Source organism: Actomonas spartinae (genome assembly GCF_051209155.1).
Lineage (GTDB): Bacteria > Verrucomicrobiota > Verrucomicrobiia > Opitutales > Opitutaceae > Actomonas.
Genome location: NZ_JBPJGB010000002.1, coordinates 804025 through 828869, shown reverse-complemented (window position 1 = coordinate 828869; position 24845 = coordinate 804025). Strand labels below are relative to the sequence as shown.

At 69.5% G+C, this 24845-nt stretch carries 5 protein-coding genes; all 5 read right to left on the bottom strand.

Features of this window, described 5'->3' with window-relative positions; genetic code table 11:
- Positions 1-22 precede the first annotated feature (22 nt).
- The 5 genes from AC0MRV_RS11125 to AC0MRV_RS11105 are packed head-to-tail and all read right to left on the bottom strand — an operon-like array spanning position 23 to position 24831.
- Positions 23-4417: a type I polyketide synthase gene (locus AC0MRV_RS11125; RefSeq protein WP_472764542.1), complete on the bottom strand. Its 4395-nt coding sequence runs from the start codon at positions 4415-4417 to the stop codon at positions 23-25.
- Positions 4414-7500: an SDR family NAD(P)-dependent oxidoreductase gene (locus AC0MRV_RS11120; RefSeq protein WP_472764541.1), complete on the bottom strand. Its 3087-nt coding sequence runs from the start codon at positions 7498-7500 to the stop codon at positions 4414-4416. Before AC0MRV_RS11120 ends, AC0MRV_RS11125 begins: the two co-directional genes overlap by 4 nt.
- On the bottom strand, positions 7497-10817 hold the full coding sequence (locus AC0MRV_RS11115; RefSeq protein ID WP_472764540.1) for an amino acid adenylation domain-containing protein: 3321 nt from the start codon (positions 10815-10817) through the stop codon (positions 7497-7499). Before AC0MRV_RS11115 ends, AC0MRV_RS11120 begins: the two co-directional genes overlap by 4 nt.
- Positions 10814-17173: an amino acid adenylation domain-containing protein gene (locus AC0MRV_RS11110; RefSeq protein ID WP_472764539.1), complete on the bottom strand. Its 6360-nt coding sequence runs from the start codon at positions 17171-17173 to the stop codon at positions 10814-10816. The genes AC0MRV_RS11115 and AC0MRV_RS11110 overlap by 4 nt, the downstream gene beginning before the upstream one ends.
- A gap of 11 nt (positions 17174-17184) precedes the next feature.
- Positions 17185-24831 (bottom strand): amino acid adenylation domain-containing protein, encoded by a 7647-nt coding sequence (locus tag AC0MRV_RS11105; RefSeq protein WP_472764538.1) that lies wholly within the window; start codon positions 24829-24831, stop codon positions 17185-17187.
- Between the last annotated feature and the right edge of the window lie 14 nt (positions 24832-24845).

Sequence of the window (24845 nt, the reverse complement as noted above, 5' to 3'; positions counted from 1 at the left end):
GGCGGGGCCAAGACGGAACAAGTCACGATGTGGCGTCACCGCGCGCCGCCGCGCGTTCGGCGGCGACCAGCGGAGCGAGCCCCCGCGGGGTCGGTTGGTCGTAGAATACCGTCACCGCCAGCGAAACCCCGGGGTCGCGACGGAGGGCAGCGATGGCCTGCATCGCCGTAAGCGAGTCACCGCCCAGTTCGAAGAAATTGTCGTCCGCCCCGACCTGCTCCAGCCCGAGCACCTGCGCCCATTGCGCCGCCAGGGTCGCCTCCAGGCCCGCCGCCGGAGCCACGTATTCGGTCGTGAGCGCGGGTCGGGGGTAACGCGGCCCCGCGGCCGACGCCTCCCCCGCCGCCGGCGCCGTGGTCGCGGCCTGCAAACGTTCCAGCCGGTCGGGCAACCGCGCGGTCGACAGGATCACGTTGCCCCGCGCCGCCGCGAGCACGCGCAGCAAGGCTTCGCCGCCCTCGTCGGGCCGGATCGCCAGATCGGTCGCGGCCGCCTCGCTCGCGCCCATGCCGACGTCGCTCCAAAGGTCCCAGTTGATCGCGATGGCCCGCGTGCCGGCGGCGGTCAGGACCTGCGCCGCCGCATCCAGATAGGCGTTGGCCGCCACGTAGTCGCTCTGTCCGGCGCTGCCAGACCACACCGCCAGCGAAGAACACAGGACGGCGAACTCCGGTTTCAACCCGTCCTCCGTCAGCACCGTGCTCAAGGCGACCACCGCGTCGACCTTGGGCGCAAACACCGCCGCCGCTTCGGCCGGGGTTTTGCGCGCCGCAATCGTCCGGCCGGGCACCCCCGCCGCGTGCACGATGCCGTCCACCCGCCCCCAGCGTGCCTGCGCCGCCGCGAAGACGTCGCGCCAACCCGCCGGCGTCGCGATATCCGCCGCGACCGCGAGGACCTCGGCCCCCGCGCGCTGCAAGGCCGCCACAGCCGCATCCTGTCCCGCTCCGCCGCGCCGGCTCACCAACACGAGACGCGCCTGCACCCGCCGAGCCAGGGCCATGGCGATCGCCTGGCCCACCCCGCCGAAGCCACCGGTGATGACCACCACCGCTCGCGACGGGAGCGGGGCAGCTGGCACCTCCGGCAAGGGCAAGGGCTCAAAATGCGGCACCCAGCGAGATTGTGCCCGCCACGCCACCAGGCGCGCACCGTCCGCCTGGGTAAATTCGTCGGCCAGCTGCGTCGCCGCCGTGGTGACATCGATGTCCGCCGCGAAATCGGCCACCCGCACATCCAGCATCGGCAGCTCCACGGGCAGCACCTGCGCCAAACCCAGCGCCAAGGCGCCCGCCGGTTGCACCGCGTCGGATCGCAGCACGCGTTGAGCGCCGCAGGTCGGCACCACCATTCGCAAGGGGTCCGTCACACCGTGTTCGACCAGGGCCTGCACCAAGGCCATGCCATCGTGGAACGCCGCCGTCGCCTGCTCGGCCGTGCGTGCGTCGACAACGTTGTGCCACGCGATCCCCGCCAGCCGTCGACCATCCTGAATCGCCGCCGCCAACACCTCCGTCCAAGCTTGTCGCGCTGCGCGCACGACCACGGTGCGTCCCTCCGCGCGCCAACGTTCCACCAGCGCCGTGCCCCAGCCCTGTGCATCGGTCGACACGATCCAACTCGCATTCGCCGGCAACGCGGGCTCAGCTTCGTCCCACTCGGCCTGTTTCCAGCGCGGCGTGTAAGCCCAGCGCTCCAAGGGTTCGCGCCGCTCGCCCGGCCCGGTTGCGGACATGGCCGGCGGCGCCGGCTCCAGCCAGAAGCGTTGGCGCTCGAATGCATAGGTCGGCAAGGCACATCGTCGGGTCGGCTCCGCGCCCCGGAATGTTCGCCAATCCACCGGCACGCCCGCCATCCACAAACGGCCCAGGGTGCCAAAGAGGGTGGCCTCCTCCGACTTGCGCTCGCGCACATCGGGCAAGGTCGCCCACACGCTGCGCGCGTCGCCCGCATCCAGATTGGGGCGCAATAAACCGGCGAGGATGCGACCGGGACCGACCTCGACGAAGACACGGTTGGGCTCCTTGGCGAGTTCGCGCATCCCGTCTCCGAAATACACGGTCTGCCGCAACTGCCGCGCCCAGTAGCTTGGATCGGTCGCCTCCGCCGCGGTGATCCAGCGCCCCGTCACGTTGGAGATGAAGGGAATCTGCGGGGCATGATAGGTCAGCTGGCGGGCTTCCGCGAGGAAGGGCGCCACCACCGGCTCCATCAGATGCGACTGAAAGGCATGCGAGGTCGGCAACACCCGCGCCGGCACGCCGCGTTCGCGCAAGGTGTCCTCCAAGCGCGCGATTTCACCAGGCGTGCCCGCGACCACGCAGGCGCGCGGTCCGTTCACGATGGCCAGCGACACCGTCAGCGGCAGCAAGGGTTTCACTTCCGCCGGCGGCAGGCTCACCGCCAGCAAGGCTCCTCGCGGCAGGGCCTGCATCAGGCGCCCGCGCACGGCGACCATCCGCACCGCATCCTCCAGCGACAACACGCCGGCCACCGCGGCCGCTGTGACTTCGCCCAAACTGTGCCCCAACAACGCCGCCGGTTCGACACCCCAGGCCCGCCAGATCTCCGCCAAGGACCACTCGATCGCGAACAGAGCCGGTTGCGCCAGATCGGTCGCCTGCAACCTTGCCTCGGCCTCCGCCGCCGGCGTGGCCGCGTCCGAATGCACCACCGCGCGCAGGTCCCGCTGCAGCAAGGGCTGAAACAGCGCCGCGCAGCGATCGAAGGCGTCGCGGAAGATCGGCTCCGTGGCGTAGAGTTCGCGCCCCATGCCGACAGCTTGCGCACCTTGACCGGGGAATAAGAACGCGACTTCGCGGCTGCCCGGTTTCAGCACCCCCGTGGCCACCCGGGCCGCGTCACCCTGCACGAGCGCCGCCCGCGCATCCGCCGCATCCCGGGCCACGACCACTCGCCGGTGTTCAAAGGCCCGCCGCCCTTCGCGCAGAGTCTGCGCCACGGTCGCCAGGTCCGGCGTGTCATCCGCACCCAGCGCGGTCTCCAAGCGGGCGGTCGCCGCCTGCAAGGCCGCTTCCGTTCGCGCCGAAAGCACCAGCACTTCGCGGGTGCGGGTGCGGCTCGGCGACAACGCCTCCACGCGGACAGCGGGCGCTTCCTCAAGGATCAGGTGGGCGTTGGTGCCGCCGACGCCGAACGCGCTCACGCCGGCGCGACGCGGTTGCCCGTCGGCCGACACCGACCAGGGACGCAGGGCCGCGTTCACCACAAAGGGACTCTGGGCAAAATCGATCTTGGGATTCGGCTTCTCAAAATGCAGCGAAGCCGGCAACTCGCGGTGCCGCAGTGCGAGCACGGTTTTGATCAAACCGGCGATTCCCGCCGCGGCGTCGAGGTGACCGATGTTGGTCTTCACCGAACCAATCGCGCAGTAGCCGCGGCGGTCGGTCGTCTCGCGGAACGCTTGGGTCAGCGCCGCGATTTCGATGGGGTCACCCAGCGGGGTCGCGGTGCCATGCGCTTCGACGTAGCTGATGTCCGCCGCCGAGACCCCCGCGTTCGCCAGCGCCTCGGCGATGACCTCGGCCTGGCCGCGCACCGCCGGTGCGGTGAAGGCGGCCTTGACCGCCCCGTCATTGTTGATCGCCGATCCCTTGATCACCGCGAGGATCGGATCACCGTCTCGTTGGGCGTCCGCCAGCCGCCGCAACACCACCGCGCCCACTCCGCTGCCAAAAATCGTCCCTCGCGCCCGCGCATCAAAGGTGCGGCAATGCCCGTCCGGCGAGGCGACGCCTTCCGGCGCATAGAGATAACCGGTGTTCTGCGGCAGACTCACACTCACTCCGCCGGCCACCGCCGCGTCGCACTCCAGATTGAGCAGGCTCTGCGCCGCCACATGCACCGCCACCAGCGATCCCGAACAGGCGGTCTGCAACGTGAAGGCCGGGCCACCCAGGTTGAGTTTATAGCTCACGCGCGTGGTGAGGTTGTCCGCAAAGTTACCCGTGCCCAGCGCCGCCCCCGCCTCCGCCGCCCGCGGGTGCCCGTTGAGGTGATGCAGCAGGTAGGAACTCGTCGACGTCGCGCCAAACACGCCCACCAACCCCGCGAAGGTCTCCGGCACGAGCGTCGCTCTTTCCAGCGCCTCGTGCGCGATTTCAAGGAAGAGGCGCTGTTGCGGATCCATCACCTCCGCCTCGCGCGGCGGGATGCCAAAAAAGGCGGCGTCGAACTGATCCACCTCCGCCAAAACCGGGCGCGCCTTCACGTAGTTGGGATCACGCAACAAGTCCGCGCTCACTCCGGCCGCGCGCAACTCCGCGTCCGTGAAGCGATGGATCGACTCCACCCCGCCACGCAGGTTGGTCCAAAACGTCTCCACGTCCGGTGCGCCTGGAAACCGACCGGCCACTGCGGTGATGGCAATCGCATTGGGATCGATCGCCGCACTCATGACTCACCTCCCCGTTCCAACTCGCGCAAACGCCGGCGGCGGGCGCCCCTCCGCACCGGCACCACGTCCGCGCCTTCGTCGGTCGCCGCTGTCCGAGGTGCGGGCGAGGTTGCCGGCGGCGTCAGTTTACCGGCCACCTCCGCCACGGTCGGCGCATCGAGAAAGGCCGCGACACTGAGCTCCGCACCAAACGTGTGGTTGATGCGCGCCACCAACTGCACCGCGATCAGCGAGTCGCCACCCGCCTCGAAGAAATTCTGCTGCAAACTCGCCGGCGCCTGCCCCACCGCCTCTTCCCACAACCCGGCCAGACGACGCTCGGTTTCCGCGCGCGACCAAGCCGGCTTCTCCGCCGCGACCGGCGCCGCCGGCTGTCCCGCGCTCGCCGTCCCGCGCAAGGTCACCGCCCACACGCCCGGTTCGCCCCGGGCCACCAGCCGTTCGATCACGTCACGTCCCACCGCGCCGTTCAACTCCGCCCCGGCGCCGACCGCGCCCCAGGCAATGCTGATCCACCCCGACGACGCTTCGGCCTCAATCGCCGCGTCCATCGCGGCGTTGGCGGCCGCATACGCGGCCAGGCCCGCGCCTCCCACCACCGTGACCAAGGAGGAAATCGCGACGCGAAAATCGAGCTCCCGCTCCGCCGTCGCCGCCGCCAGGGCTCGCCAGCCCTCGAGCTTCGCCCGACACAACAATTCGATCTGTGCGGCCGTTGTTTCGCCCAACGCCGGCACCACCGATTCCGCCCCCGTGAGACCCGCCGCGTGCACGACGCCGTGCACCGCTCCCCAGCGTTGCACCACGTCATCCAGCATCCGGCGCATCGCCGCCGCATCGGCCACATCGGCCGCCACCGCCATGACCTCCGCTCCCGCCGCCTCCAACGCCGCCACCCGCTCCGGCGCCGCGGCCGCGCCGCGGCGGCCCAGCAAAACCAGACGCGCCTGCCAGCCCTGCGCCAGCTCCTCCGCCAACGCCAAGCCCAGTCGACCAAAACCGCCGGTGATCACATAGACCCCGCGCTCGCGCCATACCGGCTTTGCTTCGACCATCGCCACCGGCACGGTCGACCAGCGGGGCAACCATGTCCGGCCCTCCGTATCCATCATCTGGATATCCAGGTCCGGCACCTCGCGCTGCAGCGAAGGAATCACGCCGGCCAGGGCGAGCAGATCGGCCCGCGCGGCCCGGTCAAAGGCCACGCCCAGCCGGCGGGCTCCACCGGCGACCGCTTGCGCCAGCGTGCTCACCACCGCGGGGAAGGACTCGTCCGCCAGGGTCAACATTAGCTCGGGTGTGCCGCCCCGGCCGCCACGCCGCCACGCCAGTTGCTGAAACTCAGGTCCGCGCTCGGTGCTCCGCGCGGCTGGCACCGCCGCCGGGGCCGCTTCGATCCAATGGCGATCCCGCGCAAAAGGATAAGTCGGCAGCGCCATGCGACGACCTCCCGCCAGCACACTCTCCGGCCAGGCCGCAGTCGTGCCCTCACGCCAGGCACGCAACTCCGCCGGCAGCGTCGCGGGATCGGCTTCGGTGCCGGATTCCAACGCGGCCACGGCCGCCTCGATTGAATCAACCCGCACCAACCAACGCTCCGCCCAGGCCCGGCGACCGCGTTGCAGAGTCGTCGCCACATCGGCCAGCTGCGTCCCGACCGGCGGTTGCGCCAACCAGGCGGCGAGCTGCGCCCGTTGTCGGGCCAAAGCCTCCGGCGTGCGCGCCGCCAGCGGCAACCACTGCGGACCGGCCGCGGCCGGCGGCACGCCAAGCGACGGCGGTGCTTCCACCACGACGTGGGCGTTGGTGCCACCGATGCCAAAGGAACTCACGCCCGCCCGCCGTGGTTGCGCGGACGCCGGCCAATCCATGAGCGTCGCGTTCACGCGGAAGCCAGCCGCCTCGAGCCCCGCCTCGGGATTCGGTGTTTTGAAGTGAAGGGTCGGCGGGATCTGGCCCTCGCGCACGATCAGTGCCGCCTTGATCAGTCCGGCCACGCCCGCCGCCGCATCGAGATGGCCCAGGTTGGATTTGATTGAACCTAGTTGGCACGACGCACCGGCGCCGAAGGCCTGCGCCAGCGCCGCCACTTCAATTGGATCGCCCAACGGCGTCGCGGTGCCATGCGCCTCGAGGTAGCCGATGCTGATCGGTTCGACGTCGGCCGCCGCCTGCGCCAAGGCGATCACCTCCGCCTGCCCCGCCACGGCCGGCGCGGTGAAGCCCACCTTCTGCGCGCCGTCATTGTTGACCGCCGCCCCGCGAATCACCGCGACGATGGGATCACCGTCCGCCAAGGCGTCTTCCAGGCGGCGCAGCAACACCACCCCGCAACCGCTCGCCGGAACCGTGCCGCGCGCCGCCGCGTCGAAGGGCCGACAATGACCATCGGGAGAGGACACGCCGCCCTCGGTATGACGGTAGCCCGCCGCATGCGGAACCTTGATCGAAACCCCGCCGGCCAAAGCGGCGTCGCATTGGAAATTCTGCAGGCTCTGACACGCCTGCTGCACCGCCACCAACGACGTGCTGCAGGCGGTCTGCACCGTGATCGCCGGCCCCTTCAGGTCGAGCAGGTAGGAAAGCCGCTGCGTGAGCGCATCCTTGTCGCTGGCGATGGCCGCGCCGAAGACCCCCACCTGTTCCAACACCGTCGGATTCGCCGCCACATTGTAGAGCAGGTAGGTGTTGAGACTCGCCCCGGCAAAAACTCCGATGCTGCCCGCAAAACGACCCGGGTCGATCGCCGCCGACTCCAGCGCAGCCCAGGCGCATTCAAAAAACACCCGGTGCTGCGGATCGAGCACCGCCGCCTCGCGCGGATTGATGCCAAAGAAACCCGCATCAAAACAATCGTAGTGCGCGATGCCGCCGGACATCCGCACGTAGTTTTTCTGTTGATACTCTGCCGGCGCCACCCCCGCGGCCTGCAGCTCGGCCGCGGACAAGGGTTGCAGCCCCGCCCGGCCCGCGCACAGCAGCTCCCACAGCGCCGGCACATCGACGGCGCCCGGAAAGCGACCCGCCATGCCCACGATGGCGATCGCGTCCGGTGGGAATTCGGCGGCGTGCGACTCGCTCATGCGCCCGGCCTCCTTCCCGCGCGTCGGCGAGCGAGCGCTTCGCGCTGGCGCGCGGCGCGTTCCGCCGCCGTCACACTCGCCGCGCTTGGAGGAACCGCCGCCGCCGGCGCCAGATGACGGGCCAGGCTACGCACCGTCGGGTGCGCAAACAGGTCCACCACCGCCACCGGTCGACCCAGGTTCTGTTGCAAACGCTTTTGCACCTCCACCAGCAGAAGCGAGTGCCCGCCAAGGTCGAAGAAATTGTCATTCGCCCCGATCGCGGTCCGGCCGAGCACCTCCGCCCACACTGCGGCCACCGTCGCCTCCAGGCCGGCGGCCGGCTCGTCCACCACGCCCGCCGACCGCTCGGGTGCATCGAGGTCCGGCAGCGCCCGCCGGTCGAGTTTGCCGTTGGGCGTCAGCGGCAAGGTCGGCAAAAAGACCCAGCGGCTCGGCACCATCACCGCGGGCAACTGCTGCTGCAGCGCGCCGCGCAGCACGGCCTCGTCTCCCCCCGGCGCCACGTAGGCCACCAGCACCGCCTCACCGCGCCAAACCCGCACCAGCACCGCGACACTTTCGACTCCGGGCTGCGCCAACAGCGCCGCCTCGACCTCACCGGGTTCGATGCGCACCCCGCGCACCTTCACCTGTTGATCGGCGCGGCCGCGGAACTCCAGCGTCCCGTCGTCCCGCCAGCGCGCCAGGTCGCCGGTGCGATAGAGTCGCGCACCCCCACCGGTCGGATCCCGAACAAACGCCTGCGCGGTCAGCTCCGGTTGCCGGTGGTAACCGCGCGCCAGGCTGGCGCCGCCCACGTAAAGCTCCCCCACCGCGCCCGGTGGCACGAGCTGGCCGGCTGTATCCAATAACTGGATCGTCGTCCCCGCGATGGGTCGGCCAATGGAGGGCGCGCGCCGATCCTCGCGCGGCACAATCCCCGAGGTCGCGACCACCGTGTTTTCGGTCGGGCCGTAGTTGTTGCTCAAACGGAAAGGCAGTCCCGCCGGCGGCGCGACGCGCAGGCGATCGCCGCCCGTGAGCAACCAGCGCAGCGCCGCCGCGGCGGGCCAGGTTTCGCTGAGCAGCCGCTCGGCGACGGGCGTGGGCAGAAAGCTGATCGTCACCCCCGCCGCCAGCAAGTGATCCCGCAGGTCCGGCGGCGAGGCCAGCAAGGGCGCATCGATCACCAGCAGGTGCGCGCCTGCCGCGAGTGCCGGCCAGGTTTCCCACACCGACGCATCGAACGCCACTCCGGCCGCCAGCGTCATGCGGTCATTCGCGGTCACCCCAAAGGCGTCGATATGCCAGCGCGCGAGGTTGCCCAAGGCGCGGTGTTCCACCGCGACGCCCTTCGGCCGCCCGGTCGAACCCGACGTGAAGATCACGTAGGCCAAAGCGTCTTCCGGTGGCTCGCGGGGCGTGAAGTCGGCCACCGCCGCACCTCGTTGCGCCAACGCATGCAGCGTCTCGACCAGCCCGTCGGTCGCGTCCGCAAAAGCCGCGGTCGTGATCACGCCAAGCGCCCCCGCCTCGACCACCAGATCGCGCCGGCGCGCCGGCGGATGCGACGGATCGAGCGGCAGATAGGCCGCGCCCGCGCGCCAGATGGCAAGCTGTGCCACCACCAGGTCGATCGACCGCTCCAAACACACTGCGATCAACGGTTCGCTGCCCTGGGTCCATGCCGCCAGTGCGGCCGCGACCGTATCGGCGCGCGCCAACAGCTCCCCGTAACTCACCGTCGTGTCGCCATGGGTGACCGCCGGGGCGTCCGGTTGGGTTTCGGCCAGCCGCACAATTTGCGCGAGCACGCCGCCCTGGTCGGCGGGCTCCAGGGTCGGTCCGCTCCCCCACGCCTGCAGTTGCGCCCGCTCGCTCGCATTCGGCGCGGCGAGCGCGGTCCACGGCGTTTCCGGATGCGCCACCGCCGTCCGCAGAACGTGCTGCAGGAGGTCCGCAAAACGTTGCACGCCGGCCGCGGCAAACACATCCGCCGCAAAGTCGACCGCTCCCGTCAGTCCGCTGGGCGCATCGGTCAACGCGATGGTGAGATCAAACTTCGCCACCACCTCCGCGGGGTCGATCGGAGTCAGCGCAAGTCCCGGCAAGGCGAGGCCACCATCGGGCGCGTTCTCGAGGGTGAACACCGCCTGGACCAGCGGCGTGGTGCCCAGCGTGCGATCGGGATTGAGCGCTTCGACCAGGCGATCGAAGGGCACGTCCTGATGCGCCAACGCCCGCTGCACCCCGTCCTTGGTCTGTGCGATGAGGTCCCGGAAACTCGTCGCCGACGCAAGACGACTGCGCAGCACTAGGGTGTTGACGAAAAACCCAATGAGCGGCTCCAGCTCACCGCGAGTCCGTCCCGCCACCGGTGAGCCAATCGCAAAGTCACGCTGGCCCGACCACGCGCCGAGCGCCACCTGCACTGCCGCCAGCAGCACCGCAAACAGCGTGGTGCCGTTTTCGCGCGCCAGCCGATGCAGGCCGTCGCGCAAGGCCGCGTCGAGCGTCAGCGGTAACCGGCCGCCGCGGAAATGCTGCACCGCCGGACGGGCGAAATCCGTCGGCAAGGCGAGGGGCGGCAGATCCGCCAATTGTTCCCGCCACCACTCCAGTTGCCCCGACAATTCCCGCGCGCCCAGCGCCTGCCGTTGCCAGGCCGCATAGTCGCCATACTGCAGCGGCAGCGGGGGCAAGGCACTCGCCTGGCCCGCCGTCGCCGCGGTGTAGTGCGCGCCGATTTCACGGATGAGCACACCCGTCGACCAACCGTCGGAAACGATGTGATGCAGCGTGAAGACGATCACGTGCTCGCGGGACCGGAGCCGGATGAAACGGGTGCGCACGAGGGGGCCGCGCGCCAAATCGAACGGGGAGCGTTCTTCGGCCGCCGCCAGAACCCGCGCCGCCGCCAGCGGGTCCGCTTCGCCGCTCACATCGTCGTGCGTCACCGGCAACGGGAAATCCGCCGTCGCCCGCACGCGTTGCACGGGCTGTCCGCCGTCACCTTCATCAAACACCGTGCGCAGCACATCGTGCCGGGCGATCAGCCGCCGCACGCTTTCCTCCAGCGCCGGCACATCGAGCGCGCCGCTCAAACGGAACGCCGCCGAAACGTTGTAGGCGGTGTTCGCCGGCACCAGTCGGTCGAAGAACCACAGGCGTTGTTGCGCAAACGACAGCGGCGCCTCAGCCGCACCGACCGGGCGACGCGGAATCGTCGTTGGCGCCGAAGCGGCGGGCGCCGGCGCCGGCGCGGCGCCATCTCCTTCCGCCAGCAATTGCGCCAGCAGCAGATCGTCCTCGGACGGTGTCGATGCGTCACTCATCCGGCGTCCTTGGCGGCCGCGAGCAAACGGGCCTTTTCTTCGTCCGACATGTTGCGCAGGCGCAGGCGCGCGCGGGCATGTTTTTCCACGTGTCCCGGCTCCGGTTCCACTGCCAGCAAAGCCAACGCGCATCCCGCCACGGTGGGCGCGGCGAAAAAGTCCATCAACGGCAGCTCGACCTTCAGTTGCTCGCGCAGGCGAGAGATGAGTTGCGTGGCCAACAGGGAGTGTCCGCCCAAGACGAAAAAGTTATCCTCCCGGCCCACCATCGGCACCTGCAGGACCTCCGCCCACTGCGCTGCAACCAACTCCTCCACCGGCCCCTCGGGCGGCACCGTTTGATCGGCGTCCGACACGGAGCTGATTGGCGGCGGCAGCGCGCGCCGGTCCAATTTTCCGGAGGGCGACAAGGGCAGTGTTTCCAACATCACCCAGGCCGCCGGCAGCATGTAGTCCGGCAAGCGTTCGGCCAACGCGTGGCGCAGCGCCGACGGCGTGGGGGCCGCCCCCGCCTTCGGCACCACGTAGGCCGCCAACCGCTCGTCGCCCGGCGTGTCTTCACGCAACAGCACGGCGGCGTCCGCCACCGCCGGCTGGTCTCGCAGCACCGCTTCGATTTCACCGAGCTCGATGCGGAAGCCTCGCAGCTTCACCTGCGAGTCGAGCCGATCGAGGTATTCCACCGTGCCATCCGGCCGCCAGCGGCCGAGGTCACCGGTGCGATACAGCCGCGCCCCCGGCGCCCCGCCGGTTTCGGCCGGTTGCGGAATCCACCGTTCGGCGGTCAATCCGGCCCGCCGGTGGTAACCGCGGCCCAGCCCCAGGCCGGCCAGACAAATTTCCCCCGGCACGCCGATCGGCACCGGCTGCCACGACGGGTCCAGAATATGAATACCGAGGTTGGCGATCGGCCGACCGATGGGCACCGGACCTATATCCCCCGGCGGACAGGGCTGCCAGGTCACATCCACCGCCGCTTCGGTCGGACCATAGAGGTTGTGCAGCGCCACGGTGGGCAGCACGGCGTGGAAACGTTCAACCAACTCCCGCGGCAACGCTTCTCCGGAACACACCACCTGCCGCAAACAGCGACATTCCGCCGCTCCGGGGGCCTCCAGAAAGGCGCGTAGCATCGAGGGCACAAAATGCAGAGTCGTGATCTGTTCCGCACAAATCAGCGCGACCAACCGCGCGGGATCTTTGTGCACCTCCGGCTCGGCCACCACCAAGGTCGCCCCGGTCATGAGCGGCCAGAAAAACTCCCACACCGACACGTCGAAACTGAACGGTGTTTTTTGCAGCACGCGATCGGCCGCCGTCAGGGGCAGCGCCTCCTGCATCCAGTCCAGGCGATTGCGAATGGCGGCATGTGTATTGATCGCACCCTTGGGTAAACCGGTGGAGCCCGAGGTATAGATGAGGTAGGCCGCATGATCGCCGCTCAACCCCACCGGCGCGAGCGTCGCATCCGGCTCAAACAACTCCGCCACGTCCCAGGTCGCTGAGTCGTTCGCCACCGGCAACCGTTCACGCAAGCTGGCGGTGGTCACGATGCCAGCCACCTCCGCGTCCCGCACCATGTGACGCACGCGCTCGGTCGGATAACCGGGATCCAGCGGCACGTAGGCGCCGCCCGCCCGCATCACGGCATGCAGCGCGATCACCAATTCAAAGGAACGCTCGAGACAAACGCCGACCCGCGACTCAGGTCCGACCCCACGCGCCTGCAGCGCGGCCGCCATCGCATCGACCCGCCCATTAAACTCCGCGTAGGTCAACGCCGTGCCGCCAAACCGCAAGGCCACCGCTGTCGCCGATTGCCGGACGGGCCGCTCATGTATCCAATCCTTCGCGACATACGGCCGCGCGGTGCGGTTCCAGGCCGCCAGCACCCCGGCTTCCTCCGTCGGCAGCCACGACAGACGCGAAAGGGGGTGCTTGGGCGAACGCACCGCCGCCGCCAGCAAGGTGAGAAAGCGGTCCAGCCAACGTTTCGCCGTGAGCTCATCGAACAGGTCGGTGTTGTATTCCAGCGAGAGCTCCAGACCGTCCGGACGTTCCGTGGCTCCCAGCGTGAGCTCATACTTCGCATGACGCACCGCCGGTCGCACCGCCTCCAACTGCACGCCCTCCACCGTCACCTCCGCCGTGGGCGCGTTCTGCAGAACCACCAGGGTTTGAAACAGGGGAGGACGCGACAAATCGCGCGGCGGGTTGATCGCCTCGACCACCTGCTCAAAGGGCGCGTCCTGCCGCGCGTAGGCATCCAGCGTGGTCGCGCGCACCCGGCGCAGGAGTTCGCCAAAACTCGGCTCACCCGCGAGGTCCGCCCGCAGCACGAGCGTGTTGAGCAGGAGTCCCACCAAGCCCTCCAGCTCCGCGCGCTGACGGCCCGCCACCGGCGTGCCGACCGCAAAATCCGTCTGGCCCGTCGTGCGCTGGATCAAGGCCTGCCAACCCGCCAGCAGCAGCATGAACGGGGTCACGCCTTCGCGCCGCGCAAAGGTCTTCAAGGCCTGCCACGCTGCGGTCGGCAGCCCGCGTTCCACTGACCCGCCACAGTAGGTTTGCACCGCCGGCCGGGGACGATCCGTCGGCAGGTCCAGCGCCGGCACCGCGCGCAGGTGCTCGCGCCAATAATCCAGTTGCCGGGCCAACTCTCCCTGCCCCAGCCACGCCCGCTGCCAAGCCGCGTAGTCGGCATAACCGATCGACGGCGCCACCAACTCCTGCCCGCCATAGGCCGCCGTCAGATCACGCACCAGCACCCCGGCGGACCAACCGTCAAAGATGGCATGATGAAAGGTGAATCCAAGCACGTGCTCCGTCGCCGCCACCCGCACCAAACGGGCGCGCCACAGCGGGCCGGTGACGAGATCGAAAGGCGTGTCGAAATCCGTCGCCAACGCGGACTCCCAATCCGTGGTCGTGGTGACCGCCCACGGCAGCGCGGAGAGGTTCAGGTCCACCAAGCGAAGGTCGTCGCCCTGCAGCGCGAAGGTGGTCCGCAACACGTCGTGCTTCGCCACCACCGCCCGCAACGCCTGCTCGCAGCGGTCCGCGTCGAAGGCGCCGCGCAATCGCACGGTCAGCTGCAGGTGGTTGGCCGCGTTGCCCGGGGTCAGCCGCTCCAGTAACCAAAAGCGTTGCTGCGCAAACGACGCCGGCGCCGGGCCGACCGCTGCATCGCGCGGACGCAGGGGCGGAGGCACGCCGCTCCCACCGGTGCGATGCGCCGCCGCCTCTGCGGCCAGTTTCTCCGGGGTCGGGGCCTCAAAAATCACGCGCAGCGGCAGGCCCGGCGCCAAACGCTCACGCAGTCGCGCCAACAAGCGCGTCGCCGACAGGGAATGGCCACCCAACGCAAAGAAGTTATCCCGCGGTCCGACCTGCGCCCCGCCGAGCACCTCGGCGAACGCCTCGGTCACGATGGCCACCAAGGGCGAGGCCACCGACCCAGTCGCGGCGGTCGACGCACCGCCGTCTGCGTCCGGCTCGGGCAAGGCCGCTTCGTCGAGCTTGCCACCCCGGGTCTGAGGCAGCGCGGTCAGCCCGCACCAGGCCCCCGGCACCATGAACCGCGGCAGGCTTTGCCGCAGCCAAGCCGCCCACTCCGCCGGGTCGGCCGCGGCGCCGTCGCGCGGCACGACCCAGGCCACCAGCTGCTCGCCGCCGCGCACCCGCACCGCCGCCTCGCGCACCCCGGGGTGCGCCATCAGGCGCGTTTCGATTTCGCCCAGTTCGATGCGATACCCGCGCAGCTTCACCTGCCGGTCGATCCGGCCCAGAAACTCCAGCCGACCATCGGCGCCCCAGCGCACTTTGTCGCCGGTGCGATAGCGGCGGGCTCCCGCTGTCGCGGACGCATCGTCGGGTTCGAACGCGGCGGCGGTAAGCCCGGCCTGCCCCAGGTAACCCCGCGCCAACGCCGCGCCGCCCAGATAGAGCTCACCCGCCGCGCCCGGCGGCACCCGCCGACCCGACGTATCCAAAACATAAGCACACAGGTCCACCAGCGGTGCCCCGATCGGACTGTGGCGATCGTCCGCGCCCAGCTCGGTGCCGGTCGCCAGCACCGTGTTCTCGGTCGGACCATACAGGTTGACGAAGCGGCAATCGGCCGCACTCCAGCGTTCGACCAGTTCCGGGCGGCAGGCCTCGCCCCCCACCACCAGCACGCGCAGGCTGCCGCCCGCCCCCTCCGGCATTTGCGCCAGCGTGCTCGGCGGCAACAGGGTCAAGCTGACCACCCGCTCCGCCAAGGTCGCCGCCAGCGGCTCGCCCGGCAGCAACTGCTCCGCCGGTGCCCCGACGAGCGCCGCGCCTTGGGGCAGGGCCCAGACCCATTCCAACACCGAGGCGTCGAAACTGGGCGAGGCAAACTGCAGCACGCGGTCGGTCGGCCTCACCGCCATAAACTCCCCTTGATCACGGGCGAGGCGCGACATCGCGCCCCGCGTCACGACGACGCCCTTGGGTCGACCGGTCGACCCGGAGGTGTAAATCACGTAGGCCGCCTGCGCCGCGTCGGCTGCCGGCAGGTCGACCGTCCTGTCCTGATGGTCGTCGGTCGCTGCGACAAGGTCGGACCACGCCAGGACACGACCGTTCGTTGCGGTCACCGCCGGCGGTGGGGTGTCGCCGATCACCACCACGTTGGCCCCACTGTCGCTCAGCATGTGCCGAATCCGTTCCGCCGGATAGTCAGGATCCACCGGTAAGAACGCCGCGCCGGCGCGCAGCGTGGCCAACACGGCCACCGGCCAGTCCGGCGAACGCCCCAGCGCCAGCGCGACAATGGTTTCCGGCCCCGCCCCCGCCGCGCGCAGCCGCCGGGCCGCCACCGCGCTCAACCGGTCGAGCTCCGCGTAAGTGAGTTGCCGATCGGGCCAGCTGACCGCCACGGCGTGCGGTGTGCGGGCGGCCTGCTCGAGCACCTGGCCGACGATATCCAGCGGAGCCGCCGCTGACGACGGTCCGGTTTCCCAAGCCGCCAATTGCGTTCGTTCCGCAGGCAACAGCAGGTCGAGTTGCCCGACCGCTTGACGGTCGTCCGCGGTCACCAAGGCCGCGACCGCCAGGCGCAGTCGCGCCGCCAAGGTCGCCGCCGTCTCGCGATCGGCTTCGCGGCCATCGAAGAGCACCCGCACCACCAACTCGCCGGCATCGAGCGCGGCCACGATCGTGAGTGGATAGTGCGTGCGTTCCAGCGCCTGCGCGGCCACCAGATGCAAACCGTCGGGCAGGGCCGCCGCCGCTTCGCTCGCACCGGGGTAGTTTTCAAACACATACAAGGTGCGGAACAGTTCGCGCCCCGGGGCCACCCCACTTTGCGCGGTGGCAACCGCCAACGGAGTTTGCTCGTGCTCCCGCAACGCCGCCTGGTGGCGTTGTTGGCGCTGCAACCAATCCCCCACGCCGGTCGACTCCGGCACGCGCACGCGCACCGGCAGGGTGTTGATGAACAAACCCACGGTGTCCTCGGCGCGTGGTAGCGCCGGCGGTCGACCCGCGACGGTGGTGCCAAAAACAATGTCCTGCTCCCCGGTCACGCGGGCCAGCACCAAGGCCCAGGCCGAAGCCAGCACCGTGCTGAGCGTCACCCCTCGCGTCGCCACCTGAGTCTTGAGCTCCGTGGTGGCGTCGGCCGACCAACGCACGGTTTCCTCGCCGCCGGCTTCGCCGCCAGTCGGCGCCGACCGGCCACCGAGCACCGGCAGCGGCGTGGGTTCACTGAAATCGCCCAACTCGTCCGCCCAAAACGACGTGGCGGCGGCCCCCCCCACTCCCCGCACCCACTTGATGAAATCGCGATACTTCGGCGCTGGCGGCAAGGCCGCCGCCCCACTTCGGGCATAGGCGGTGAGCACTTCGCGCAATACGATCGACAGACTCCAGCCATCGAGCAGCAGATGACTGTGCGTCCACACGATCTGCCACTGCCGATCGCGCAGCCGCAGCACCGTGAGGCGCAGCAACGGTGCCCGACTCACTTCGAAGCCGCGCCGTCGATCCGCGGCCAACCACTCCGCCAGGCGCGCTGCCACCGCATCCTCCGCCAGGGCGCTCCAGTCCTCCTCCTGCACCGGCACGGCCACGCGGCGATGCACGACTTGCAGCGGCTGCTCCAGCCCTTCCCATTGAAACGAGCTGCGCAGGGCGGGATGCCGCGCCACCACCGTCTCCCAGGCCGCCTTGAAGCGCGGCAGATCCAGGTCGCCCGCCAGCCGAAACAGCATCTGTTCCACGTAATCGCCGCCATCCGTATCACGCAGGTGGTGGAAGAGAAATCCCTGCTGCAGCGGGGACAACTCATACACGTCTTCCACATTGGCGCGGGGGTCGTTGGCTGGCATGGGCGCGTTGTTCATTGCAGCCGGTCAAAGAGCTTGTCGAGGTCGCTCTGGCTGACGTCCTCAGCAGTGAAATCGGAAGCGGTGAATCCACCCGCGGTGCCGCCGGTGCAGTGGGTGATGAGTTCACGCAAACCCGCCGCAAAACGCGCCGCCAGATCCTCAATGGTGGCCGGCCGGTGATGCGCCACACTGTAGGACCAAACCACCCGCAACTCCCCCCCGGTGACCGCCGCGTTCACCTCCAACAGGAAGGGACGGACGTTTTGTGGCGCCCGGTCGGGACCGCGGGATTCGCGCGCCCCTGGAAAATCATCCGGCGCTTCCGCCGTGCCGACGTCGACCTGCCCCAGATAGTTGAAGGCAAACTCCGGTTCGGCGAGCGCCATCAGCGTTTCCCGCCCCGCGGCATCGTCCCCATAACGAAGCAAACCGTAGCCCAGGCCCCGCGCCGGCACCGCCCGCAGTTGCTCCTTCACCGTCTTGATCCAGGCCCCGGTATCCGTCGCGTCCTCCGGGGCCCGCAGCGACACCGGATAAAGGGCCGTGAACCAGCCCAATGCATCCGCAGGCGCCACTGTCGTCGCGAGCTCCTCGCGACCATGGCCTTCCAGCATCACGCTCTGCTCGTTCCAGCCGGTCCACTCCCCCATCGCGCGCGCCCAAGCAGTGAGCAACAGGTCGTTGATCCGCGTCCCGTAGGCCTGTCCGGCATCGCGCAGCAGCGCCGCCGTTTCCGCGGTCGTCAACCGGCACTCCACCTCCCGCTCGTCGGCGCAAAGCCCCCGCTCGGTCGAGACATCACTCAGGTCCCGCGGCAAGGGCCGCGCCGCCGGCCGCGCCGTCCAATACGCTCGTTCCGCCGACCGATCCTCCGCGGCCAAGGCCCGCGTCCACGCACTCCACCGCGTGGTTGGCGCCGGCAGTGTCTCGCCGGCGTAGGCGCGGCTCAATTCGCCCAACAAGATCCGCCACGACACCCCGTCGATCACCAAATGGTGGGCCACGAGCAGCAGACGTCCCGCCCCTCCCGGAGCACCGACGAAATGCACCGCTCGCAACAAGGGTCCCGTCGCCAGATCCAGCCCGGCCTGAGCCTGTTCGCAGGCCGAGGCGAGATCCGCCAACTCCGCGATCGAAAACTGGGCCGCTTCCGCGCCAGGCTCCGGCATCACCGTCCAGGTGTCACCATTTTGTTGATACCGATTGCGCAACACGTCATGCCGCGACGCCACCGCCATCAGCGCCTGTTCAAGACGCGTGCTGTCCAGGCCCGCCGGCGTTTCGAGCAGCACCGATTGATTCCAATGCGCCGGCTGAGCCAGGCCGAGTTCGAAGAACCAACGTTGCGCGGGGGTCAGCACCGGCGTCGCGTCCGCCTCCGCCTCGACCGTGGTCGTCGCAGCCGTGCAAACCGCCGCGAGCTCCGCCAGCGTGGGATGGGCAAACACCGCCTGGGCCGGCACCTGCACGCCCGCGCGGGCCGCCCGGGCGGCCACCTGCAACGCGATGATCGAGTCGCCGCCGAGCGCGAAAAAGTTGTCCTCGCGGCCGACCGTCGCGACCCCGAGCAAGTCGCGCCACAACGCGGCGAGCACCGGCTCCACTTCGCCCGTCGGGGCGGCTCCCGTCGGCACCGCCGCACCGGGTGCATCGATCAAGTTTGGCAGTGCCGCCCGGTCGATTTTGCCGCTCGGCAGCAAGGGCCAAGCCTCCACCCGCCCCAGTCGGGCCGGCACCATGTAGGCCGCCAATCGGGCGTTCAAATCGCGCCGCAATTGCTTTTCCCAATCCACCGGGGCGTCCGGCCACGCCACGTAACCCCAAAGACGTCCTTCGCGCAGCACCACCGCCGCCGCACTCACCCCGGGGTGAGCCGCCAGCGCCGCTTCGACTTCGCCAAGCTCCACGCGGAAACCCCGCACTTTTACCTGATCGTCGGAGCGCCCCACGTATTCGAGGACACCGTCCGGGCGCCACCGCACCAGATCGCCGGTGGCATACCAACGGCCTCCCGCTTCGATATCCGCATCCGCGGCTTTGAATCGTTCCGCGGTCAGATCCGGTCGCCGCCAATATCCGTCGGCCAACTGCCCGCCCGCCACATGCAGTTCGCCGACAACTCCCGGAGCAACCGGCGCACCCGTCGCGTCCAACACCCAGAGGCGGGTGCCCGGCACGGGGCGGCCCAACGGAATCGTTTCACCCGCGCCGTCGGCCTCGCCACAAGTCCACGTGGCGCACTGAATCGTCGCTTCGGTCGGGCCGTAAAGGTTGGTCAGCGGCACGGGCAACGCGCGCGACAAACGGTCGCGCAGCGCCGCCGTCAGCACTTCGCCACCGGCGAACAGATGCCGCAGGGTTCGGGTGGCGGCAAAGCCCGGCGCCGCCACCAGTTGTTCCCACAAGGTTGGCACCGCCTGCAGCAGGGTGGCACCGGCCGCCTGCGCCACCGCCAGCAGTTGCGCGGGGTCGCGTTGCGCCTGCGGCGGTGCAAGTTCGAGTCGTCCGCCCGCCATCAGGGGCACCCAAAATTCCCACACGGACGCGTCAAAGGTGAAGGGGGTTTTCTGCAGCACCACGTCGGACGGCGTCACCGCGTAGGCTTCGACAAACCAGTTCAGGTGCTGCGCCAGCGCGCCCTGCGACACCGCCACGCCCTTGGGTTCGCCCGTCGACCCCGAGGTGAAGAGCACGTAGGCGACATCACTCGCCGCCAATCCGTCGATGGACAACGGCGGCACTTCGGGCTGCGCGCCTGGCGCGGTTTCCCACGTCAACACCGGCACGTCCACCCCTTCGTCCCACCGCGCGCGCAAGGTCGGCGCCGTGAGCACCGCGTTCAGGCCGTGCGTCGTCACAAGGGCCCGCAGCCGTGCGTCCGGATTCGCCGGATCGAGCGGGACGTAGGCCGCGCGCACGCCCCAGCAGGCCAGCATCGCCGCCACCAAGGCAGGTTCCCGTTCGCCGCACACGCCAATGGCCGCGCCCGGCCCGATGCCCGCGGACCGCAGCGTGTCCGCCAGTCCCGCCGCCCGTTGAAGTAACTCGGTGTAGGTCCACACCGTCGTGCCCTGACTCACCGCCGGAGCGTCCGGGTGGCGTCGCGCGCGCTCCTCCAGCCGCGTCCACCCCAGTGGGTTTTCGGCCGGCGCGGGTCGCCCCCGACTCCAGGTCATCACCGCGGTGGTTTCGGTCGGAGTCATCCACGGCAAGGTCTTCAGGGGCGCCTTGGGTTGCCCCACCAACGCGCCCACCAACACCGCATACCGGGCGAGGAACGCGGCGGCGGTCGTCTCGTCGAACAGGTCCCGGTTGTATTCAAGATTCAGCGACATCCTCGCATCGGCCGCCGCGCCGATCGTCAGGGTCAGATCAAACTTCGCCGTCGTCACCGGCTGCGCGATCGGCGTCAGTTCCACTCCGCCCCAGGTCAGGGTGGCCTTCGGGGTGTTTTGCAGGCTGAACATCACCTGGAAGAGCGGCGAGCGACTCGGGTCGCGCGCCGGCTGCACCGCTTCGACCACGCGTTCAAAGGGCGTGTCCTGCCGATCGTGGGCCCGCAGCGTCCGGCTCCGCACCCGCCGGAGCAACTCACGAACCGTCAGTTCCGGCGCGACATCGGACCGCAGCACCAGGGTGTTGACGAAGAGGCCAATCAAGGGCTCCCACTCCGCGCGAGTCCGGCCGGCCACCGGCGTGCCCACGCCAAAATCCGTCTGGCCACTGTGCCGCCACAACCACACTTGCCACGCGGCCAGCAACACCATGTAGGGGGTCACGCCCTCGGCCCCCGCGAGGGTCTCGACTCGGGCTGTCGTCGCCGCGTCGAGATCCTGCCGCACCATCCCTCCGCGGTAAGTCTGCGTGGCGGGCCGCGAACGATCGGTCGGCAATTCCAACGCGGGCATCCCTGCCAGTTCGTCGGCCCACGCTTGGAGCCGGCTCCGGGCCGCTTCGGCCGCCAGGCGCTGTTGTTGCCAACGCGCATAGTCCCGGTAGCGCCAGACCAACGGCGGCAGCGCTTGCCCGGCGAGATGCTGCCCGAGCTCGCGCACCAGCACGGCTTCGGACCAACCGTCGGTCACCAGATGATGCACGGTGAACACCACCCAATGGCGCTCCGGCGAAAACGTAATCAGAGCCGCCCGCAGCAAGGGGCCATGCTCCAGATCGAAGGGGCGCTCCACCTCCCTCACCGCTTCGCGTCGGGCCGCCTGCTCCATGTCCGCCTCCGGCCCCGGCGGCAGGTTGATCTCCCGCCACGGCACCGTCAGCTCGGGCAAAACCCGCACCGTCACCCGATCATCCTGCGGCGGGAACACCGTGCGCAGACTTTCATGCCGGGCGACCACCGCGTCGAGAGCCGCGATCAGGTTCTCCCGATCCAAGACGCCGCGCGCTTCCAGCACCGCCGGCAGATGATAGGTCGAGCCCGCGTCACTCAAACGCGCCAACACCCAGAGGCGTTGCTGGGCGGGCGAAATCACCGGCTCCCCGGCCGCCGGCACCAGCTCGGCCGCGGGCTCGGCGGCGTCCGCCGACTGATCGCGCAGAAGCCGCACCGCCGTTGCGAACGACCTCACGGTGGGATGATCAAACAACAGGCGGAGCGTGCAGTCGGCGCCGACCGCAGTGCGCACCCGGGCGACGACCTGGGTCGCGAGCAGCGAATGACCGCCAAGATCGAAGAAATTGTCCTCCGGCCCGACAGTCGCGACGCCCAGCACCTCCGCCCAGATCCCGCGCACAATCTCGGACATTGGATCGAGCGCGGCCGGCGGCGCCGCGCTCGGAGCGGACTCCGTCTCGGTGTCGACCGGTAAGGCGCGCCGATCCAGTTTGCCGTTGGGCGTGCGCGGCAGACTGGGCAAGGCGTGCCAGCGACTAGGCGTCATGTGCACCGGCATCGTCGCACGCACCCATTCCTGTAGGGTAGGAATGGATACCGTTTGATCAGCGGCGGCCACCACAAAGGCCACGATGTATTTGCCGCGTTGAGTATGATCCCGCGCCAACACCGCGGCTTCCGACACCGCCGGGTGCTGCTCCAAACGCGCTTGGATTTCACCCAACTCGATCCGGAACCCCCGAATCTTCACCTGATGATCCGAACGCCCCAGGAAATCGAGTTGGCCGTCCGGTCGGCGCCGCGCGAGGTCGCCCGTGCGGTAAAGGCGGTCGCCGGGCAAGGTCGCAAACGGGTTGGGCACGAAGCGATCCGCCGTCAGATCGGGCCGGCCCAGATAGCCCCGGGCGACCCCTTCGCCCGCCAGCACGATCTCGCCCACCGCGCCGTCCGGCACCGGGTGCAGATCGGCGTCGACGAGATAAAGTTGAGAGTTGGCGATCACCCGGCCGATGGTCGCGGCCCCACCCGGTTCGCGGCGGGCGTGAGTTGAATAGGTGGTGTCCTCGGACGGACCGTAGAGGTCATTCACCTCCCGCACGCCCGCCAAGGCGTAGAGCCGATCAGCCAGGTCCGCCGTCAGAGGCTCGCCCGCCAGGTTGATGGTGGCCAGGTTTGCCGGCAGTGCCTCCTGGCGGACCAGTTCCGCCGCGGCGGACGGCACCGTGTTGAGCAAGGTGACCTCGTCGCGGGCCGGCAGATCGGGCAAAACCAGGGCGTTCTCGGCCACGATGACCGTGCCACCGCTCGACAAGGTGACGAAGAGCTCAAACACCGACAGGTCGAAACAGACCGAGGTGGAGAACAGCACCCCGCGCAACGCCTCCGCGGAAAAGCTGGCCTGCGCCCAGTGCACGAGGGCCACCGCCTGCCGGTGCTCGATTGCCGTGGCCTTCGGCCGACCGGTCGAGCCGGAGGTGTAAATCAAGTAAGCCAGGTTCGCCGGATCGACCGGTGCCAGTTCCAAGGCGGCATCCGCGGCGACCTCCAGTTCGCCCAGATCGACCATCGGAACCTCATGCTCCGGCAACACGCTTGGGGCCCCGCCGCCGGTGACCACCGCCACGAGCTTAGCATCCGTAAACATGAACCCCAGCCGCTCGGTCGGATAGGTGGGGTCCAGCGGCACGTAGGCCGCGCCGGCGGCCAGCACGCCCAGCAAACCGACCACGAGGTCCGCGCCTCGCGGCAGACACACGCCGACACAGTCCTCCGGCCCCACTCCCAGGGCGCGCAGTCGCGCCGCCACCGCTGCCGCCTTGGTCGCGAGCTCGGCGTAGCTGAGACGCGCGGCTCCGTCCCGCACCGCGATTGCGGCCGGTGTGCGCGCCACCTGCGCGGCAAACGAGGAGCTCAAGGTCGCCGCACGATCATGCGCGAGCGCGGTCTCATTCGGCGCCCGCACCAATGCATCCCAATCCGCCGCGTCCAGGCCATGCAGGGTTCCCAACGGTTGCGCCACCGCCGGCGCCATCGCGCGCAGCAACTGACGCAGGTAGGCCAGCCAACGCTCCGCCAAGGTATCCGGTATCCGGTTACGATCGTGCAGGAACAGCAGCGAAACCTGCTCCCCCGGAGCCACGATCAGGGTCGCCGGGTAATGGGTGCGCTCATGGCTGTGCGCCTCCTCCACCTGCAGGGCGCCGGCCGCCCCGGCCATGGCCTCCTCCACCGGATAGTTCTCAAACACCAGCAGCGTCTCAAACAAGGACCGATCCCGCGGCACCTCGGACCAGCCCTGAATCTGCACCAGCGGCGTGTGCTCAAACTCCCGTGCCGCCATCACCCGGCTTTGCAGGCCCTGCAACCACTCCCCCAATGCCTGACCGGGCGTCAGCCGGGCGCGCAATGGGAGCGTGTTGATGAAGAGACCCACCATCGAATCGGCCCGCTCCAGCGTCGGCGGCCGACCGGAAACCGTGTGGCCAAAAACCACATCGCGCTCGCCGGAGAAGCGCGCCAGCAGCAAGGCCCACGCGCCTTGAAACACGGTGGCCAAGGTGACACGGGCGTCGCGCGCGAGTTGCTGGAGCGCCGCGCTTTCCTCTCCCGTCAACGTCAGCGTGCGTTCGGCGTGCCGGTCCGCCCCGTTCCGACCCGTCGGCAGCGCCAGCCCGAGCGGCGTGGGATCGGAGAAGTCCCCCAACTCCGCCCGCCAATAGGCTTCGGCGCGGACCGTGTCCTGTCGCTTCAGCCACGCCAAATAATCCCGAAACGGCCGCGCCCGGGTCGGCGGCACCGCTTGGCCGGCCTGCAACGCCGCGTAAGCCTCGAGCCACTCGCGCAACACGTGCGCCACACTCCAACCGTCGAGCAGCAGATGATGCCGGCTCCAAAGCAGGAACCACGCGTCATCCGCCAAACGCGCCAGGGTCAGGCGGGTCAGCGGCGCTTTGGCCGGATCGAAGCCCCGCGCCGCGTCATCGCGAATCAACGCTGCCCGCCGTTGGCGTTGTTCGGACTCCGCCACCCCCCGCCAGTCCACTTGCTCCACCGGCGTCGCCGCCTGCCGACCGACCACCTGCAACGGCGCCTTGCCGGACTTCCAGGCAAAAGCCGTGCGAAAGATCGCATGGTTGCGCGCCACCGCCTGCCAGGCGGCGACCAGGTGTTCGACCGCAAGCGGACCGCGCAGCACCGCGCTGAACTGGTCATGGTAAGCGGCATCGCCCGGCGTGAGCAGGGCATGATACAACATGCCCTCCTGGAGCGGGGTCAGGGGATAGATATCCTCGATGTCCGATTTTGCCATGGTTCCGTCGCCGG